This is a genomic window from Enterobacter cloacae complex sp. IR5428, assembly GCF_049238585.1.
In the GTDB taxonomy this organism is placed as follows: domain Bacteria; phylum Pseudomonadota; class Gammaproteobacteria; order Enterobacterales; family Enterobacteriaceae; genus Enterobacter; species Enterobacter intestinihominis.
Window position 1 is genome coordinate 67,760 of record NZ_JBMKHV010000001.1, and the last position, 13,277, is coordinate 81,036.

Annotated in this window: 15 protein-coding genes; 6 read left to right on the plus strand and 9 right to left on the minus strand. The window is 54.0% G+C overall.

The features are described from left to right. Positions 1–49 precede the first annotated feature (49 nt). A complete protein-coding gene (catA, locus tag ACOTXC_RS00320) occupies positions 50–709 on the plus strand; it encodes a type A chloramphenicol O-acetyltransferase (RefSeq protein WP_023300000.1) in 660 nt (219 codons plus the stop codon). A gap of 56 nt (positions 710–765) precedes the next feature. On the opposite strand, the gene ACOTXC_RS00325 is transcribed toward catA, so the two are convergent. From ACOTXC_RS00325 to ACOTXC_RS00355, 7 genes are all read right to left on the minus strand, one after another. Continuing rightward, the gene (locus ACOTXC_RS00325) at positions 766–1,077 is read right to left on the minus strand and encodes a YebG family protein (RefSeq protein WP_022647976.1); all 312 of its coding nucleotides are present in this window, start codon (positions 1,075–1,077) and stop codon (positions 766–768) included. Positions 1,078–1,185: 108 nt separating this feature from the next. Then, entirely contained in the window at positions 1,186–1,800 is a 615-nt protein-coding gene (gene dmsD, locus ACOTXC_RS00330; RefSeq protein ID WP_032624331.1) for a Tat proofreading chaperone DmsD, read from the minus strand. A gap of 45 nt (positions 1,801–1,845) precedes the next feature. Continuing rightward, the gene (locus tag ACOTXC_RS00335) at positions 1,846–2,700 is read right to left on the minus strand and encodes a dimethyl sulfoxide reductase anchor subunit family protein (protein WP_421767280.1); all 855 of its coding nucleotides are present in this window, start codon (positions 2,698–2,700) and stop codon (positions 1,846–1,848) included. 1 nt (position 2,701) lies between these two features. Further along, positions 2,702–3,319 (minus strand): DMSO/selenate family reductase complex B subunit, encoded by a 618-nt coding sequence (locus ACOTXC_RS00340; protein WP_017384545.1) that lies wholly within the window; start codon positions 3,317–3,319, stop codon positions 2,702–2,704. A 10-nt stretch (positions 3,320–3,329) separates the two neighbouring features. After that, a complete protein-coding gene (gene ynfE, locus ACOTXC_RS00345) occupies positions 3,330–5,768 on the minus strand; it encodes a selenate/tellurate reductase subunit YnfE (protein WP_421767281.1) in 2,439 nt (812 codons plus the stop codon). 130 nt (positions 5,769–5,898) lie between these two features. Next, on the minus strand, positions 5,899–6,204 hold the full coding sequence (locus ACOTXC_RS00350) for a DUF1161 domain-containing protein (protein WP_006808860.1): 306 nt from the start codon (positions 6,202–6,204) through the stop codon (positions 5,899–5,901). Between the two features lie 102 nt (positions 6,205–6,306). After that, complete coding sequence (locus ACOTXC_RS00355; RefSeq protein WP_023306114.1) at positions 6,307–7,161, minus strand: beta-1,4-mannosyl-glycoprotein beta-1,4-N-acetylglucosaminyltransferase; 855 nt, start codon at positions 7,159–7,161, stop codon at positions 6,307–6,309. 192 nt (positions 7,162–7,353) lie between these two features. Here ACOTXC_RS00355 and ACOTXC_RS00360 point away from each other — a divergent pair, with 192 nt between their 5' ends. Continuing rightward, positions 7,354–8,064 (plus strand): YnfC family lipoprotein, encoded by a 711-nt coding sequence (locus ACOTXC_RS00360; protein ID WP_032622202.1) that lies wholly within the window; start codon positions 7,354–7,356, stop codon positions 8,062–8,064. A gap of 17 nt (positions 8,065–8,081) precedes the next feature. Here the strand turns inward: ACOTXC_RS00360 and speG are convergent, their stop codons facing one another. Next, positions 8,082–8,642, minus strand: a complete 561-nt coding sequence (gene speG, locus ACOTXC_RS00365; RefSeq protein ID WP_022647983.1) for a spermidine N1-acetyltransferase — start codon at positions 8,640–8,642, stop codon at positions 8,082–8,084. Continuing rightward, positions 8,642–8,980 carry a DUF1283 family protein gene (locus ACOTXC_RS00370; RefSeq protein ID WP_421767282.1) on the minus strand — a complete coding sequence of 113 codons (339 nt, stop codon included), beginning with the start codon at positions 8,978–8,980 and terminating at the stop codon, positions 8,642–8,644. The genes speG and ACOTXC_RS00370 overlap by 1 nt, the downstream gene beginning before the upstream one ends. Positions 8,981–9,130: 150 nt before the next feature. On the opposite strand from ACOTXC_RS00370, the gene ACOTXC_RS00375 reads away from it, so the two are divergent. From ACOTXC_RS00375 to ACOTXC_RS00390, 4 genes are all read left to right on the plus strand, one after another. Continuing rightward, positions 9,131–9,457: a YnfA family protein gene (locus ACOTXC_RS00375; RefSeq protein WP_023300008.1), complete on the plus strand. Its 327-nt coding sequence runs from the start codon at positions 9,131–9,133 to the stop codon at positions 9,455–9,457. 111 nt (positions 9,458–9,568) lie between these two features. Next, positions 9,569–10,783 carry a D-mannonate dehydratase ManD gene (gene manD / locus ACOTXC_RS00380; RefSeq protein WP_023300009.1) on the plus strand — a complete coding sequence of 405 codons (1,215 nt, stop codon included), beginning with the start codon at positions 9,569–9,571 and terminating at the stop codon, positions 10,781–10,783. Positions 10,784–10,797: 14 nt separating this feature from the next. Beyond that, complete coding sequence (locus ACOTXC_RS00385; protein ID WP_421767283.1) at positions 10,798–11,817, plus strand: Zn-dependent oxidoreductase; 1,020 nt, start codon at positions 10,798–10,800, stop codon at positions 11,815–11,817. A gap of 73 nt (positions 11,818–11,890) precedes the next feature. Beyond that, positions 11,891–13,270 (plus strand): MFS transporter, encoded by a 1,380-nt coding sequence (locus ACOTXC_RS00390; RefSeq protein WP_180243660.1) that lies wholly within the window; start codon positions 11,891–11,893, stop codon positions 13,268–13,270. Positions 13,271–13,277: the final 7 nt, after the last annotated feature.

Sequence of the window (13,277 nt, forward strand, 5' to 3'; positions counted from 1 at the left end):
TTGTGGTACGCTACTATTTTATATAGCGCTGCTTAATTAAGGCAAAGAAATGACAAAAATAACGCCAGAATATACGGCTGTAGACTTATCGAGTTGGGCAAGGAAAGAACATTTTGAAGTCTTTCAGAGCTTTGCTCAATGCACGATTAACCAAACGGTTCAGCTGGATATCACTGCGCTGCTGAAGCATATCAAACAGGTTGGCTGGAAATTTTATCCTTCGATTATTTCCCTTATTTCGACAGTCGTTAACCGCCATTCTGAGTTCCGTATGGCTATGAAGGATAATGAGCTTGTAATATGGAATGAGGTGCATCCCAGCTATACCCTTTTCCATAAAGAGACGGAGACGTTTTCATCATTATGGAGTCACTTCGACGGGAATATTCATCACTTTCAGAACGTTTATGCAGAAGACGTTTCTCGCTATGGTGATAATCTTGCCTACTGGCCCAAAGAAGAGTACCGGGAAAATATATTCTTCATATCGGATATTCCGTGGGTCAGTTTTACCAGTTTTAATATCAACGTGGCTAACATGCAGAACTTTTTTGCGCCCATGTTCACGTTTGGAAAATACTTTAACCAGGATGGAAAAGTCTTGTTGCCTTTCGCCGTTCAGGTTCATCATTCTGTCTGTGATGGTTTCCATGTGGCCAGACTAATCAACGAGTTGCAAGAGTTGTGTGATAATTTACCGCACTATTAAGCCGCGAGCCGTTTCCGGCCCGCGGCAGCAGGACAGGTGATGAGTCGTTCTGACGATCAGGCGGCTTTGACGGCCCGGATTTTTTTGCTGCTATCCGCCTCTGGCGCTGTTTTATCCGTTGCAGCATTGAGCTCGGGAAGCTTGCTGGTACGCAGGATATGCTGCACGGACTCTTTCTGCTCGGCAAGATACAGACCAAGGTTTTCCGCCTGCGTTTCATCCATCTGCATTCCGCTTTGCAGCAGCCAGTCGGTGAACGCTTCTGCCATGTCGAGCAGTTTGTCGTGAGCGTCAGCCTCTTTCTTACTGGCAAAAGTCATTTTCTCTTCACCTTTTCTTACGACCACGAATTTTGTTTCAACAGCCATTTTGCACCTCCAATACTGTAATTATATACAGTATAGCAGTTCCGGATCTGCGTTGCAGCAAAAATGTCCGAACCTGGCTTACACAACGGATGTACAAGCCAGGAGCTGTTATCGGTACAGCGTTTTTTCTGCAATCGGGATCAGCAAAGTGGACTGCCATTCTGCCAGCGTCAGCTGGGCAAGTTTACCCAGCGCCGTGTAGAACGGATGGGCCGCGTTTTCAACGAATACGCTAAGGAAACGCGTGCTCCACGGCAGCAGATGCCAGGCCATAAGCTGGTCGCGTTCTGTGTCGCGACCGTTCTCGGCAAGCCATGCCGCCAGCATCAGCAACGTTCCGAAGTGATCTTCCGGCTCATTCTGCTGCATCTCAAAGGCGATATGGTTTTCACGCATCCACTGGCGCAATGCAAGGGTCGAATCGCCAAACAGCACGGACTCGCGATCGAGCCAGACGGAGCCCCACGGGGGGGCGGGAAGGGCATACGGGCCAATAAACAGACGCTGCCAGGCGTCTTTCAACGCTTCGTCCGACGGGTTCTTAAACATACTGGCCACGGGCTGCAGGCTTTCCTGCGCCAGCGGCCAGTCCTGCACCCAGTCACCTGCGGTCAGGGCACTCACCAGCGGTGCGGTCTGCTCGCTGTCAGGGGCAAAATAAAACAGCGCGCCCAGTACCCGGGCGCTGAACGCGAACGATTCGCGGTGTGAGACGTCATTCATTACAACTTTCCTTACTTGTGCGCGGGGGTAGCCCGCGCACCTGTGTTAACCTGCAATTGCTAACCCTGCGGTCATATGCAAACCATAAAATAGCCCACGGCCAATCAGTTCACCCACAGCCACCAGCACGAAACCTGCAAACAGGCCGAGCGTTTTCGGTTCCTGACGACGAATAAGTGGACAGATCCAGCAGCCTAAACCCGCCGCCAGCAGCGCGATGCGCCATACCTGAAGCGAACCATAATCCGGCAGCAGGGCGTTAGCCTGCTGGATAGAACTCTGGATCGTCCCCAGCGTATTGCTTTGCAACACGACGACCGCCACGCATGCGATGAGTGCCAGTACGCTGACAGACGCGGCAAGGGTACCTTTGTATGTCACGTTTGCGACCCGCAGAAGCAGCGCGGCCAGCATCGGGCCAGTAAGAGCCATCGTCAGGAAGAAGGCCAACGTGGTGTAGCCCGTATACCAGGTCGGAACGGTATCGATCTGATAGACCCGGGTCATCGCCCAGACAAAAACGACACCCAGGAGCTGGCTGACAACCATCCAGATTTTGCCTAAAGCTGGGGGCATTTTACCGATAACCAACACCAGCCACCAGAAACCGCCCACGGCAAAGAAGATCGAACCCGCCGCGATCTCATTACTCAGCGCTGACGCTCCCACGCGGTTAAGCGAGTTGAAGGCGCGCAGCGGGGAGCCAAGATGCAGTACCGAGGCCATAAACCCAATACCCATTACCAGCCAGAGAAAAAACAGGCTGCGCACGATGCGTATTCTTGCCTTGTCATCACCTTCACTCAGCCAGGCGAAGCCCATCACGATTAATGCGCCAGCCACGCACTGCCCGAAAACGGTGAAGATCACCAGCGGCCATTCATGCCATCCACTTCCCATCTCACACCTCCTTCGGGTTTGCCAGGTAGCCGGTGGTGTCACCCGTCGGACGGCTGTTGGCGTTAGGTTTAATCACAATACTCGGCTTCGTGAAGTGCGCAGACGGCAGCGGCGCGACCGCAGCAAGCTGGCCGTGTTTTTTGCGCAGCTCTTCAATCGGGCCAAAGTCCAGCGCGCGCAGCGGGCAGGACTCGACGCAGATGGGCTTTTTGCCGTCCGCCACGCGGCTGTGGCAGCCGTCGCACTTGGTCATGTGGCCTTTAGCCGCGTTATACTGCGGCGCGCCGTACGGGCAGGCCATGTGGCAGTAGCGACAGCCGATGCAGACATCCTCGTCCACCACCACAAAACCGTCGTCTCGCTTGTGCATTGCCCCGCTCGGGCAGACCTTAGTGCAGGCCGGATCTTCGCAGTGGTTGCAGGCAATCGACAGGTAATAGGCGAAGACGTTCTGATGCCAGACGCCGTTATCCTCCTGCCAGTCGCCGCCCGCGTATTCATAAATACGACGGAAGCTGACGTCCGGGGTCAGATCTTTGTAATCCTTGCAGGCCAGCTCGCAGGTTTTACACCCGGTGCAGCGGCTGGAATCAATAAAAAATCCATACTGGGTTGTCATCGGTTAATCCTTATGCCTTCTCGATCTGCACCAGGTTCGTGTGCTGCGGATTGCCTTTCGCCAGCGGTGACGGGCGGTGTGTGGTCAGGGTATTGATGCAGGAGCCGTGATCGACACGATCGCCGTTCATGTTGGCGTCATGCCAGGCGCCCTGGCCCATCGCGCTCACACCAGGCATGATGCGCGGGGTGACTTTGGCGGCAATGCGCACTTCGCCGCGATCGTTAAACACGCGCACCGTGTCACCGTTTTTAATGCCGCGCTTCTCGGCGTCTACAGGGTTAAGCCACACCTCCTGGCGACAGGCGGCCTGGAGCACATCCACGTTGCCGTAGCTGGAGTGGGTACGGGCTTTAAAGTGGAAACCGAACAGTTGCAGCGGGAATTTGCTGCGCTCGGGCGCGTCCCAGCCTTCAAAGGTTGAGGTATAGACCGGTAGCGGGGTGATGGTTTCGTCTTTTTGCAGTTCCCAGGTTGCCGTAATATCCGCCAGCTTGCTGGAGTAGATCTCGATTTTCCCGGACGGGGTTTTGAGCGGATTGGCATCCGGATCGTCACGGAATTTTTTATAGGCCACAAAATGTCCATTTGGATCTTTGCGCTTATAAATACCCATTTTTTTCAGCGCGTCGTAGGACGGCAGCAGCGGATCTTTGGCAACCATTTTGGCGTAAAGGTAGCGCAGCCACTGCTCCTGCGTACGGCCTTCGGTGAATTTCTGATAGACATCCGGTCCGAGACGTTTCGCTACTTCGCTCATGATCCAGTAGATGGGTTTGCGCTCAAACTTCGGGGCGGTTACCGGCTGGAGGAAAATCAGGTATCCCATGTTGCCGGCGTAATCGTTGGGGATGATATCTTCCTGCTCAACGGTCATCAGGTCCGGCAGGACAATATCGGCATACTTCGCGGACGAGGTCATGAAGTTGTCGATAACGACGATCGTTTCGCACTTACTCTCATCCTGCAAAATGTCGTGAGTTTTGTTGATATCAGAGTGCTGGTTGATGATGGTATTACCCGCATAGTTCCAGATGAACTTGATCGGCACATCCAGCTTATCCTTGCCGCGTACGCCGTCGCGCAGGGCGGTCATCTCCGGTCCACGCACGATGGCATCCGTCCAGCTGAAGCAGGAGATTTGCGTTTTCACCGGATTTTCCGGCAGCGGCATACGTTCGATGGTGATGGTGTAGGTCGATTCGCGCGCGCCGCTGTTGCCGCCGTTAATGCCGACGTTGCCGGTCAGGATCGGCAGCATGGCGATGGCGCGGGATGTCTGCTCGCCGTTGGCCTGACGCTGCGGGCCCCAGCCCTGGCAAATGTAGGCCGGTTTTGCCGAACCGATTTCACGGGCCAGCTTAATAATGCGATCGGCAGGAATGCCTGTAATGCGCGACGCCCATTCCGGGGTTTTCGCGGTTTTGTCATCACCCTGGCCGAGAATATAGGCTTTGTAATGACCGTTAACAGGTGCGCCTTCCGGCAGGGTTTTTTCGTCATAACCCACGCAGTATTTATCGAGGAAAGGCTGATCGACGAGGTTTTCATTAATCAGCACCCACGCAATACCTGCCACCAGTGCGGCATCGGTGCCCGGACGAATCGGGATCCACTCGTCTTCGCGGCCTGCGGCGGTGTCGGTGTAGCGCGGATCGATAACGATCATCCGTGCGTTAGACCGTTCACGTGCCTGTTCAAGGTAGTAAGTGATCCCGCCGCCGCTCATGCGCGTTTCTGCCGGATTATTGCCGAACATCACCACCAGTTTGGTGTTTTCGATATCTGATGTACTGTTGCCGTCGTTGCTGCCGTAGGTGTAGGGCATTGCGCAGGCGATCTGCGCGGTGCTGTAGGTGCCGTAGTGGCTGAGGAAGCCGCCGTAGCAGTTCATCAGGCGTGCCACCAGCGAGGCGTAAGGGGAGGAGCGGGTGATATTGCCGCCGACAATTCCGGAGGAGTAGTTAATGTAGACCGCTTCGTTGCCGTATTTTTCGACCACGCTTTTCAGGCTCGCGGCGATGGTGTCCAGCGCTTCTTCCCAGGTGATACGTTCAAACTTGCCTTCTCCGCGTTTGCCCACGCGTTTCATCGGATAGTTCAGACGGTCTGGATGATTAATGCGACGGCGAATTGAACGGCCTCGCAGGCAGGCGCGAACCTGATGGTTGCCGTAAACATCCTCGCCGGTATTATCCGTTTCAACCCAATAGACTTCGTCATCGCGAACGTGCAGACGCAGCGCGCAGCGGCTACCGCAGTTTACCGAGCAGGCGCCCCAGACGACTTTATCTTCCGCTGGCTGAATAGCGGTCTGCACTGCGGCGGCGGCGCTTTTCAGACCAAAAGGCAATGCGATCCCACCGGCGGCAAGCGCCAGAGATCCTATGGCAGTAGATTTAACCAGAGTTCGACGGCTTATCCCGTCGTGATGTTCAACTTCGGACATAACTCACCCCATCATTGTTAATAATTATTTTCACCCGTGACTACAACCGGGCTAATGATGGGGGGAGTGTTACTTATTTAGAGGTATTAAATATTAATCCTCGTCAACTCAGGGGAATTGAGTGGGAAAATCATTGCGGCTCAGCGGGTGCATTCTCCTGCGTACCTGCACCGCTTACCGGGTAGTTTCCGCTACTGGTGCGAGTGTACAAAATTTTGAAAGTATCGTTGGCGCAATGCCCAACGACCTGCGCATCCGGCTGGTCGGCCTGATCGTTCGGCACGATGTTCAGGGTAAAGCCAGACTCCGGTACGCCGTTGTTGATAATCTTCTGCTGAATGTCGCTTTTCACGCGCTCGCAGGAGTCCGGGGCCGCAAGAATAGCAGGTGAAGCACTCATTAACAGCAGGGCGGTAATCCAGGGTAACCGTTTCATCTGTAGCTCCTTTTCACTGTGTAGACTGTAAGCATAGCAGGGTTAGGGTAAGCTTTTGTTTTTGTGTCTCTCTTTCTGAATTGTCCTGGAGCCCCGCCTGCGTCATAAAATAAATTGCGAATAATGGTGCTGATTGTCTACCAGATAAGAAGGCAGGGTGCGTTTTGATACCTCTTGCCTGACCAGTTTTCGGTCTCGTCCCCAGATATCTTCGGCGTTGGTGATAACCTTCATAATATGTTCCGGGTTATTAAATTCCGGCAGATCGTATTCGGTATGAGAAATGGTAGACATTTTTTCGGAAATTCTTTCTGGGGTCATTACCCAGGAGAAATGCCAGCCGCCATCTTTCACAACCTTATTATTGATTTTTAGCCAGTTCCATTTAAACCATGACCAGTTTTTATCTTTGCGTGCACGCTTCCAGTTTCTGAAAGATTCAGGCTCACCGTGGAAGAAATGCTTAAGGTTGTAATAGGACGTCGCGCGGGGCAAGGTACATTTTCTCGGCGTACCATCCATGTTGTGAACCTGAAGATTAAACTGATAGTTGAACACGTTTTGATGAATAGTCGTGCAGAGCGCGCGTGGATTAATGGCCCTGACCGTCTCGGGAGAGAAAATTTCATCAACGTCTGACACCAGAATCAGATCGTCGTCTGCCGCGTCTTTTAACCCATTCATAATGGAGTTGCGAAGCGCTGCTTCATTTGCCCAGGCATCAACCTGGTTATTGTCAGCACTGTTTAAAATAGGCTGCGCGTCAAAAGGCACGTAAATAATTTTGTCTCTGAATTTGGCAAACTTCGTAATATCGAAATGTAATTCTCGCGGTATGCCCGTAAAAGAGTGTGTTGCTTCTACAATGACAAAACGGTCAACGACATCAGCGAGCGTATGTAATCTGATGTCGAGCAACATATCTTCGTCATAGTACAAAAAACAGTCGTAAATCATGATGTTAACCCGAAAATTTAAGAATCTAATTTTATAATAATGTGGAATTTTCCGCGCCCAAAGTAGCCACTTTGGCAGGTCTCGTCAATGCAAATGACGGATTTATACAGCGTAAAGAGTCAAATGAAGTGCTGTTATGTAAGTTGCTGTATTTGCTAATATGATTGTATCTCACTCTGAACGGTAAATGATGTGAATAAATACGCAGCGATAACGCTACTGGCAACGGTACTGGTGGGATGTGACAACAACACCGCGCCGCTGTCATTTACGCCGGAGATGGCGAGCTTTTCGAACGAGTTTGACTTTGACCCTCTGCGCGGGCCGGTGAAAGATTTTACCCAGACGCTGTTGAACGATAAGGGTGAAGTCTCTAAACGCGTGACCGGAACGATGTCGTCGGAGGGGTGTTTCGATACCCTTGAACTGCACGATCTGGAGGCTAACACGGGCGTTGCGCTGGTGCTGGATGCTAACTACTACGTCGATGCGGAAACCCAGCAGCAGAAGGTGAAGTTGCAGGGAAAATGTCAGCTGGCGGAACTGCCGTCTGCCGGCCTGACGTGGGACACCGACGATAACGGGTTTGTGGTTGCCGCGCACAGCAAAGAGATGGAAGTGAAGTACCAGTATGATACCGACGGCTACCCGCTCGGTAAAACCACGGTCTCCGGCGACCAGCGTTTATCGGTCAAATCGATGCCGTCGAAAGATCTGCGTAAGCGCATGGATTATACGGCGGTAAGCCTGTTGAACGATAAACCGATGGGCAATGTAAAGCAGAGTTGCGATTACGATCGCCACAACAACCCGGTGAGCTGCGAGCTGGTTATCGTCGATGACAGCGTTAAACCTGCCATTGAGCGCAAGTACACCATCAAAAACAGCATTGAATATTATTAAGAATAAAACCGCGCAGGTTACTGCGCGGTGGGTTTAAGCAGGTTGGCGGAGGAGGATTTATGCCCGGCCAGATGCTGATGCTGGAAAATGCACATGCGGATGGTGTTACGGTATTCGCCATTAATAAAGAACTCATGGATCAGTTCACCTTCCACCATAAAGCCGAGCTTACGGTAGATATGAATCGCTTTTTCGTTCTCTTTATCGACGATGAGGTAAAGCTTGTAGAGATTCAGGACGTTAAACCCATAATCCATCGCCAGCTTTGCCGCCCGCGACGCAAGACCTTTCCCCTGGTGCTCCGGTGAAATAATGATCTGAAATTCCGCCCGACGGTGAACATGGTTGATCTCAACCAGCTCAACCAGCCCGGCTTTCTCACCTTCGCACTCCACCACAAACCGGCGTTCACTTTGATCGTGGATATGCTTATCGTAGAGATCGGACAGCTCGACGAAGGCCTCGTAAGGCTCTTCAAACCAGTAGCGCATTACGCTGGCATTGTTGTCGAGCTGGTGGACAAAGCGTAAATCTTCGCGCTCCAGCGGACGGAGCTTTACGTCACACGGCGTAGACATTACGGTGCTACCGTGCGGCCAGTGCGACGATCGAGACAGCGCAGGGTGTTAGGCTCCCAGTAAGCGTTGACGTTGGCACTTTGCTGGCATTTGTCGCGGGTATCAAACGCGACGTCTTCTTTATCCCACTCTTTTTCCACGCGCTTATTCACTTTCTGACGCAGGCTGCGGGTGTCATTCCATTGTTCTTTGTCCATGGCAGCATTCTGGCGGCTTTGCGCGCTGTCACCAGACTCAATGATGAGTTTGCTGGTTTCGGCTGATGCCGTTGCGGTGAAGGCGAACGAGGACAGCGCCAGTGCGGCTGTCAGACAAAGGCGTTTGCTTAATGTAGTCATAGCGTTTCCTTTAAACGGGTGCAGACAATCGGATTACCCCGTTGGATTCTACACCAATCCGAAAGGGTGTCATACCCGCGCGGCAGGTATGGGAACGATGAGAGCATTATCGCGTATGATGTCTAAATCAATCCTCACGAAACGAGAAAAATGTTCAAAACGACGCTGCTTTTTTTCGCGACCGCGCTGTGTGAAATCATCGGATGCTTTTTGCCGTGGCTCTGGCTAAAGCGGGGCGCTTCCGCGCTGCTGCTGATCCCGGCGGGTGTGTCCCTGGTCCTTTTCGTCTGGCTGCTCACCCTGCATCCGGCCGCCAGCGGGCGGGTTTATGCGGCCTACGGGGGGGTGTACGTCTGTACTGCGCTGCTGTGGCTGCGCTTTGTCGATGGCATCAGGCTAAGCCTGTATGACTGGGCAGGCGCGCTGGTTGCCCTGTGCGGCATGTTGATCATCGTGGCCGGCTGGGGACGCGCATAGTCGTCCTCATAGTGTGATCACCCGCTGATTTTTCGATCGTTATACTTGTATGGTAGTAGTGTAGTTGCGTAAATTTCCTGCATCACAACGAGCGATGTAAGGAAATGGATTATGAAGATTGTCGGGGCTGAAGTATTTGTCACCTGCCCGGGGCGTAACTTTGTCACCCTTAAAATCACCACCGATGAGGGCATTGTCGGCCTGGGTGATGCCACGCTTAACGGACGTGAACTTTCCGTTGCCTCCTACCTGAAAGATCACCTGTGCCCTCAGCTGATTGGCCGCGATGCGCACCGCATCGAAGATATCTGGCAATTCTTCTATAAAGGCGCGTACTGGCGTCGTGGCCCGGTCACCATGTCAGCGATTTCTGCCGTGGATATGGCGCTGTGGGACATCAAAGCGAAAGCCGCGAACATGCCGCTCTATCAACTTCTTGGCGGAGCCTCCCGGGAAGGGGTGATGGTTTATTGTCATACCACCGGGCACACCATTGACGACGTACTGGAAGATTATGCCCGTCATAAAGAGATGGGCTTCAAGGCTATTCGCGTGCAGTGCGGCGTGCCGGGGATGAAAACCACCTATGGTATGTCTAAAGGAAAAGGGCTGGCGTATGAGCCTGCAACCAAGGGCGACTGGCCGGACGAGCAGCTTTGGTCCACCGAGAAATACCTCGACTTCACGCCGAAACTGTTCGACGCAGTGCGCAGTCAGTTCGGCTTCAACGAACATCTCCTTCACGACATGCACCACCGTCTGACGCCCATCGAAGCGGCGCGATTCGGCAAAAGCATTGAAGAGTACCGCCTGTTCTGGATGGAAGACCCGACTCCCGCTGAAAACCAGGAGTGTTTCCGCCTGATCCGCCAGCACACCGTCACGCCCATTGCGGTGGGGGAAGTGTTCAACAGCATCTGGGACTGCAAGCAGCTGATTGAAGAGCAGCTCATTGACTATATCCGCGCCACCATAACCCATGCGGGCGGCATCACCGGGATGCGTCGCATTGCTGACTTTGCCTCACTCTACCAGGTGCGTACCGGCTCACACGGCCCGTCGGATCTGTCGCCGATTTGCCACGCCGCGGCGCTGCATTTTGACCTGTGGGTACCGAACTTTGGCGTGCAGGAGTATATGGGGTATTCAGAGCAGATGCTGGAAGTGTTCCCGCACAGCTGGCGCTTCGATAACGGCTATATGCACCCGGGCGACAAGCCAGGGCTGGGCATTGAGTTTGATGAGAAGCTGGCAGCGAAATACCCGTACGAACCGGCCTGTCTGCCGGTGGCCCGTCTGGAAGACGGCACCCTCTGGAACTGGTAAACGAGGAGCGAATAATGAAAAGCGTAGTGATCCAACAGCCGAATGCGCTGGTGATTGAGGAGCGTCCTCTCCCGTTGCCGGGCGCAGGCGACGTCCGCGTCAGAATTAAACTCGCCGGTATCTGCGGTTCAGACAGCCATATCTATCGCGGGCATAACCCGTTTGCGAAATACCCGCGGGTAATCGGTCACGAGTTCTTTGGCGAAATAGACGCGGTTGGCGAAGGTGTGGAGAGTACCCGACTGGCCCAGCGCGTGTCTGTGGATCCGGTGATCAGCTGCGGGCACTGCTACCCGTGTTCCGTCGGAAAACCGAACGTTTGTACCTCGCTGGTGGTGCTGGGCGTCCACCGTGACGGTGGCTTCAGCGAATACGCCGTCGTGCCGGCGAAAAATGCCTGGCACATTCCGGATGCGATCCCTGACAAACACGCGGTGATGGTTGAGCCCTTCACCATTGCCGCCAACGTGACGGGGCAGGCGAAACCCACCGAACAGGACGTGGCGCTGATCTACGGCGCAGGCCCGATGGGGCTGGTCACCGTGCAGGCGCTAAAGGGCGTTTACAAGGTGAAGCAGGTCATCGTGGTGGATCGGATTGATGAGCGGCTGGGGATGGCGCAACGCAGCGGCGCAGACTGGGTCTTCAACAACAGCGAGCACTCATTACAGGCCGCGCTGGATGAAAAAGGCATCAAGCCGACGTTAATCATCGATGCTGCCTGTCATCCATCCATTTTGCAGGAAGCGATTACGCTGGCGTCTCCGGCGGCGCGCATCGTGCTGATGGGCTTCTCCAGCGACCCGAGCCAGATCGTGCAGCAGGGGATCACCGGCAAAGAGCTGTCGATCTTCTCTTCGCGCCTGAATGCCAACAATTTCCCGGTGGTCATTGACTGGCTGGAAAAAGGGCTGATCGACCCTGAAAAACTGGTCACCCATACATTTGACTATCACCACGTTACAGACGCCATCGAACTGTTTGAAAAAGACCAGCGGCAGTGCTGCAAAGTCTTGCTCACGTTCGACCAATAATAATTCACGCGGCTAAGAGCCTGCGAAGACAGGCTCTCAGTGGTACGCATCTTACCTTGCAGAGATAGCCATTATGACTCAAGCACAACCTCAAAGAAGTACGTCAGACCTGGTGAAAGCCGCCGTATCCGGCTGGCTGGGCACCGCCCTGGAGTTTATGGATTTTCAGCTTTACTCCCTTGGCGCCGCGCTGGTATTCCATGAAATTTTCTTCCCTGAACAATCCGCGGCCATGGCGCTGATCCTGGCGATGGGGACCTATGGGGCAGGCTACATCGCGCGTATCGTCGGGGCATTTATCTTCGGCAGAATGGGAGACAGAATTGGCCGCAAAAAGGTGCTGTTTATCACCATCACCATGATGGGGATCTGCACCACCTTAATCGGCGTCCTGCCAACCTACGCGCAGATCGGGATTTTCGCACCGGTGCTGCTGGTGACGCTGCGTATTATTCAGGGGCTGGGCGCGGGGGCAGAAATCTCCGGCGCAGGTACCATGCTGGCGGAGTACGCGCCGAAGGGTAAACGCGGCATCATCTCCTCGCTGGTGGCCATGGGAACCAACTGCGGGACGCTGAGCGCCACGGCGATCTGGGCCGTGATGTTCTTTGCCCTCGATCGTGAAGAACTTATTGCCTGGGGCTGGCGCGTGCCATTCCTCGCCAGCGTGGTGGTGATGATCTTCGCCATCTGGCTGCGTATGAACCTTAAAGAGAGCCCGGTGTTTGAGAAGGTTAACGACGCTGAAACCATTGCGCCGGTTGCTGCGCCGGATACCTCATTAGGCGCGATGTTTAAGAGCAAATCGTTCTGGCTGGCGACGGGGCTGCGCTTTGGTCAGGCCGGCAACTCAGGTTTGATTCAGACTTTCCTTGCCGGATATCTGGTGCAGACGCTGTTGTTTGATAAGGCGATCCCAACCGATGCGCTGATGATCAGTTCGATTCTCGGCTTCCTCTCCATCCCGCTGCTGGGCTGGCTGTCCGATAAAGTGGGGCGCCGTCTGCCGTATATCCTCCTTAACATTTCAGCCATTATTCTGGCTTACCCGATGCTGTCGATTATCGTCGATAAGAGTTACGCGCCGGGCGTGATTATGCTCTCTATCATCGTTATTCATAACTTTGCGGTGCTCGGGCTGTTCGCGCTGGAAAACATCACCATGGCAGAGATGTTTGGTTCGCGGAACCGCTTTACCCGCATGGCCATTTCGAAAGAGGCGGGCGGGCTGGTAGCCGTAGGCTTTGGTCCGGTGCTGGCGGGGATCTTCTGCAACATGACCGGGTCCTGGTGGCCGATTGTGGTGATGCTGGTGGCGTACTCGCTGATTGGGCTGGTCTCCGCGTTGCTGATGCCAGAAGTGCGCGACCGCGATTTGAGTGAAGCCGAAGATGCTGCGGAGGCTCCTCATAAGGAATCGGTAGCCTACGGCGCGCTCTCTTCACGCCGCTAGTGGTTTA

Coding starts and splice junctions, on each gene's coding strand:
- catA (WP_023300000.1), top strand. CDS start 50: ATGACAAAAATAACGCCAGAATATACGGCTGTAGACTTATCGAGTTGG.
- ACOTXC_RS00325 (WP_022647976.1), bottom strand. CDS start 1,077: ATGGCTGTTGAAACAAAATTCGTGGTCGTAAGAAAAGGTGAAGAGAAA.
- dmsD (WP_032624331.1), bottom strand. CDS start 1,800: ATGAATGACGTCTCACACCGCGAATCGTTCGCGTTCAGCGCCCGGGTA.
- ACOTXC_RS00335 (WP_421767280.1), bottom strand. CDS start 2,700: ATGGGAAGTGGATGGCATGAATGGCCGCTGGTGATCTTCACCGTTTTC.
- ACOTXC_RS00340 (WP_017384545.1), bottom strand. CDS start 3,319: ATGACAACCCAGTATGGATTTTTTATTGATTCCAGCCGCTGCACCGGG.
- ynfE (WP_421767281.1), bottom strand. CDS start 5,768: ATGTCCGAAGTTGAACATCACGACGGGATAAGCCGTCGAACTCTGGTT.
- ACOTXC_RS00350 (WP_006808860.1), bottom strand. CDS start 6,204: ATGAAACGGTTACCCTGGATTACCGCCCTGCTGTTAATGAGTGCTTCA.
- ACOTXC_RS00355 (WP_023306114.1), bottom strand. CDS start 7,161: ATGATTTACGACTGTTTTTTGTACTATGACGAAGATATGTTGCTCGAC.
- speG (WP_022647983.1), bottom strand. CDS start 8,642: ATGTCTACGCCGTGTGACGTAAAGCTCCGTCCGCTGGAGCGCGAAGAT.
- ACOTXC_RS00370 (WP_421767282.1), bottom strand. CDS start 8,980: ATGACTACATTAAGCAAACGCCTTTGTCTGACAGCCGCACTGGCGCTG.
- ACOTXC_RS00375 (WP_023300008.1), top strand. CDS start 9,131: ATGTTCAAAACGACGCTGCTTTTTTTCGCGACCGCGCTGTGTGAAATC.
- manD (WP_023300009.1), top strand. CDS start 9,569: ATGAAGATTGTCGGGGCTGAAGTATTTGTCACCTGCCCGGGGCGTAAC.
- ACOTXC_RS00385 (WP_421767283.1), top strand. CDS start 10,798: ATGAAAAGCGTAGTGATCCAACAGCCGAATGCGCTGGTGATTGAGGAG.
- ACOTXC_RS00390 (WP_180243660.1), top strand. CDS start 11,891: ATGACTCAAGCACAACCTCAAAGAAGTACGTCAGACCTGGTGAAAGCC.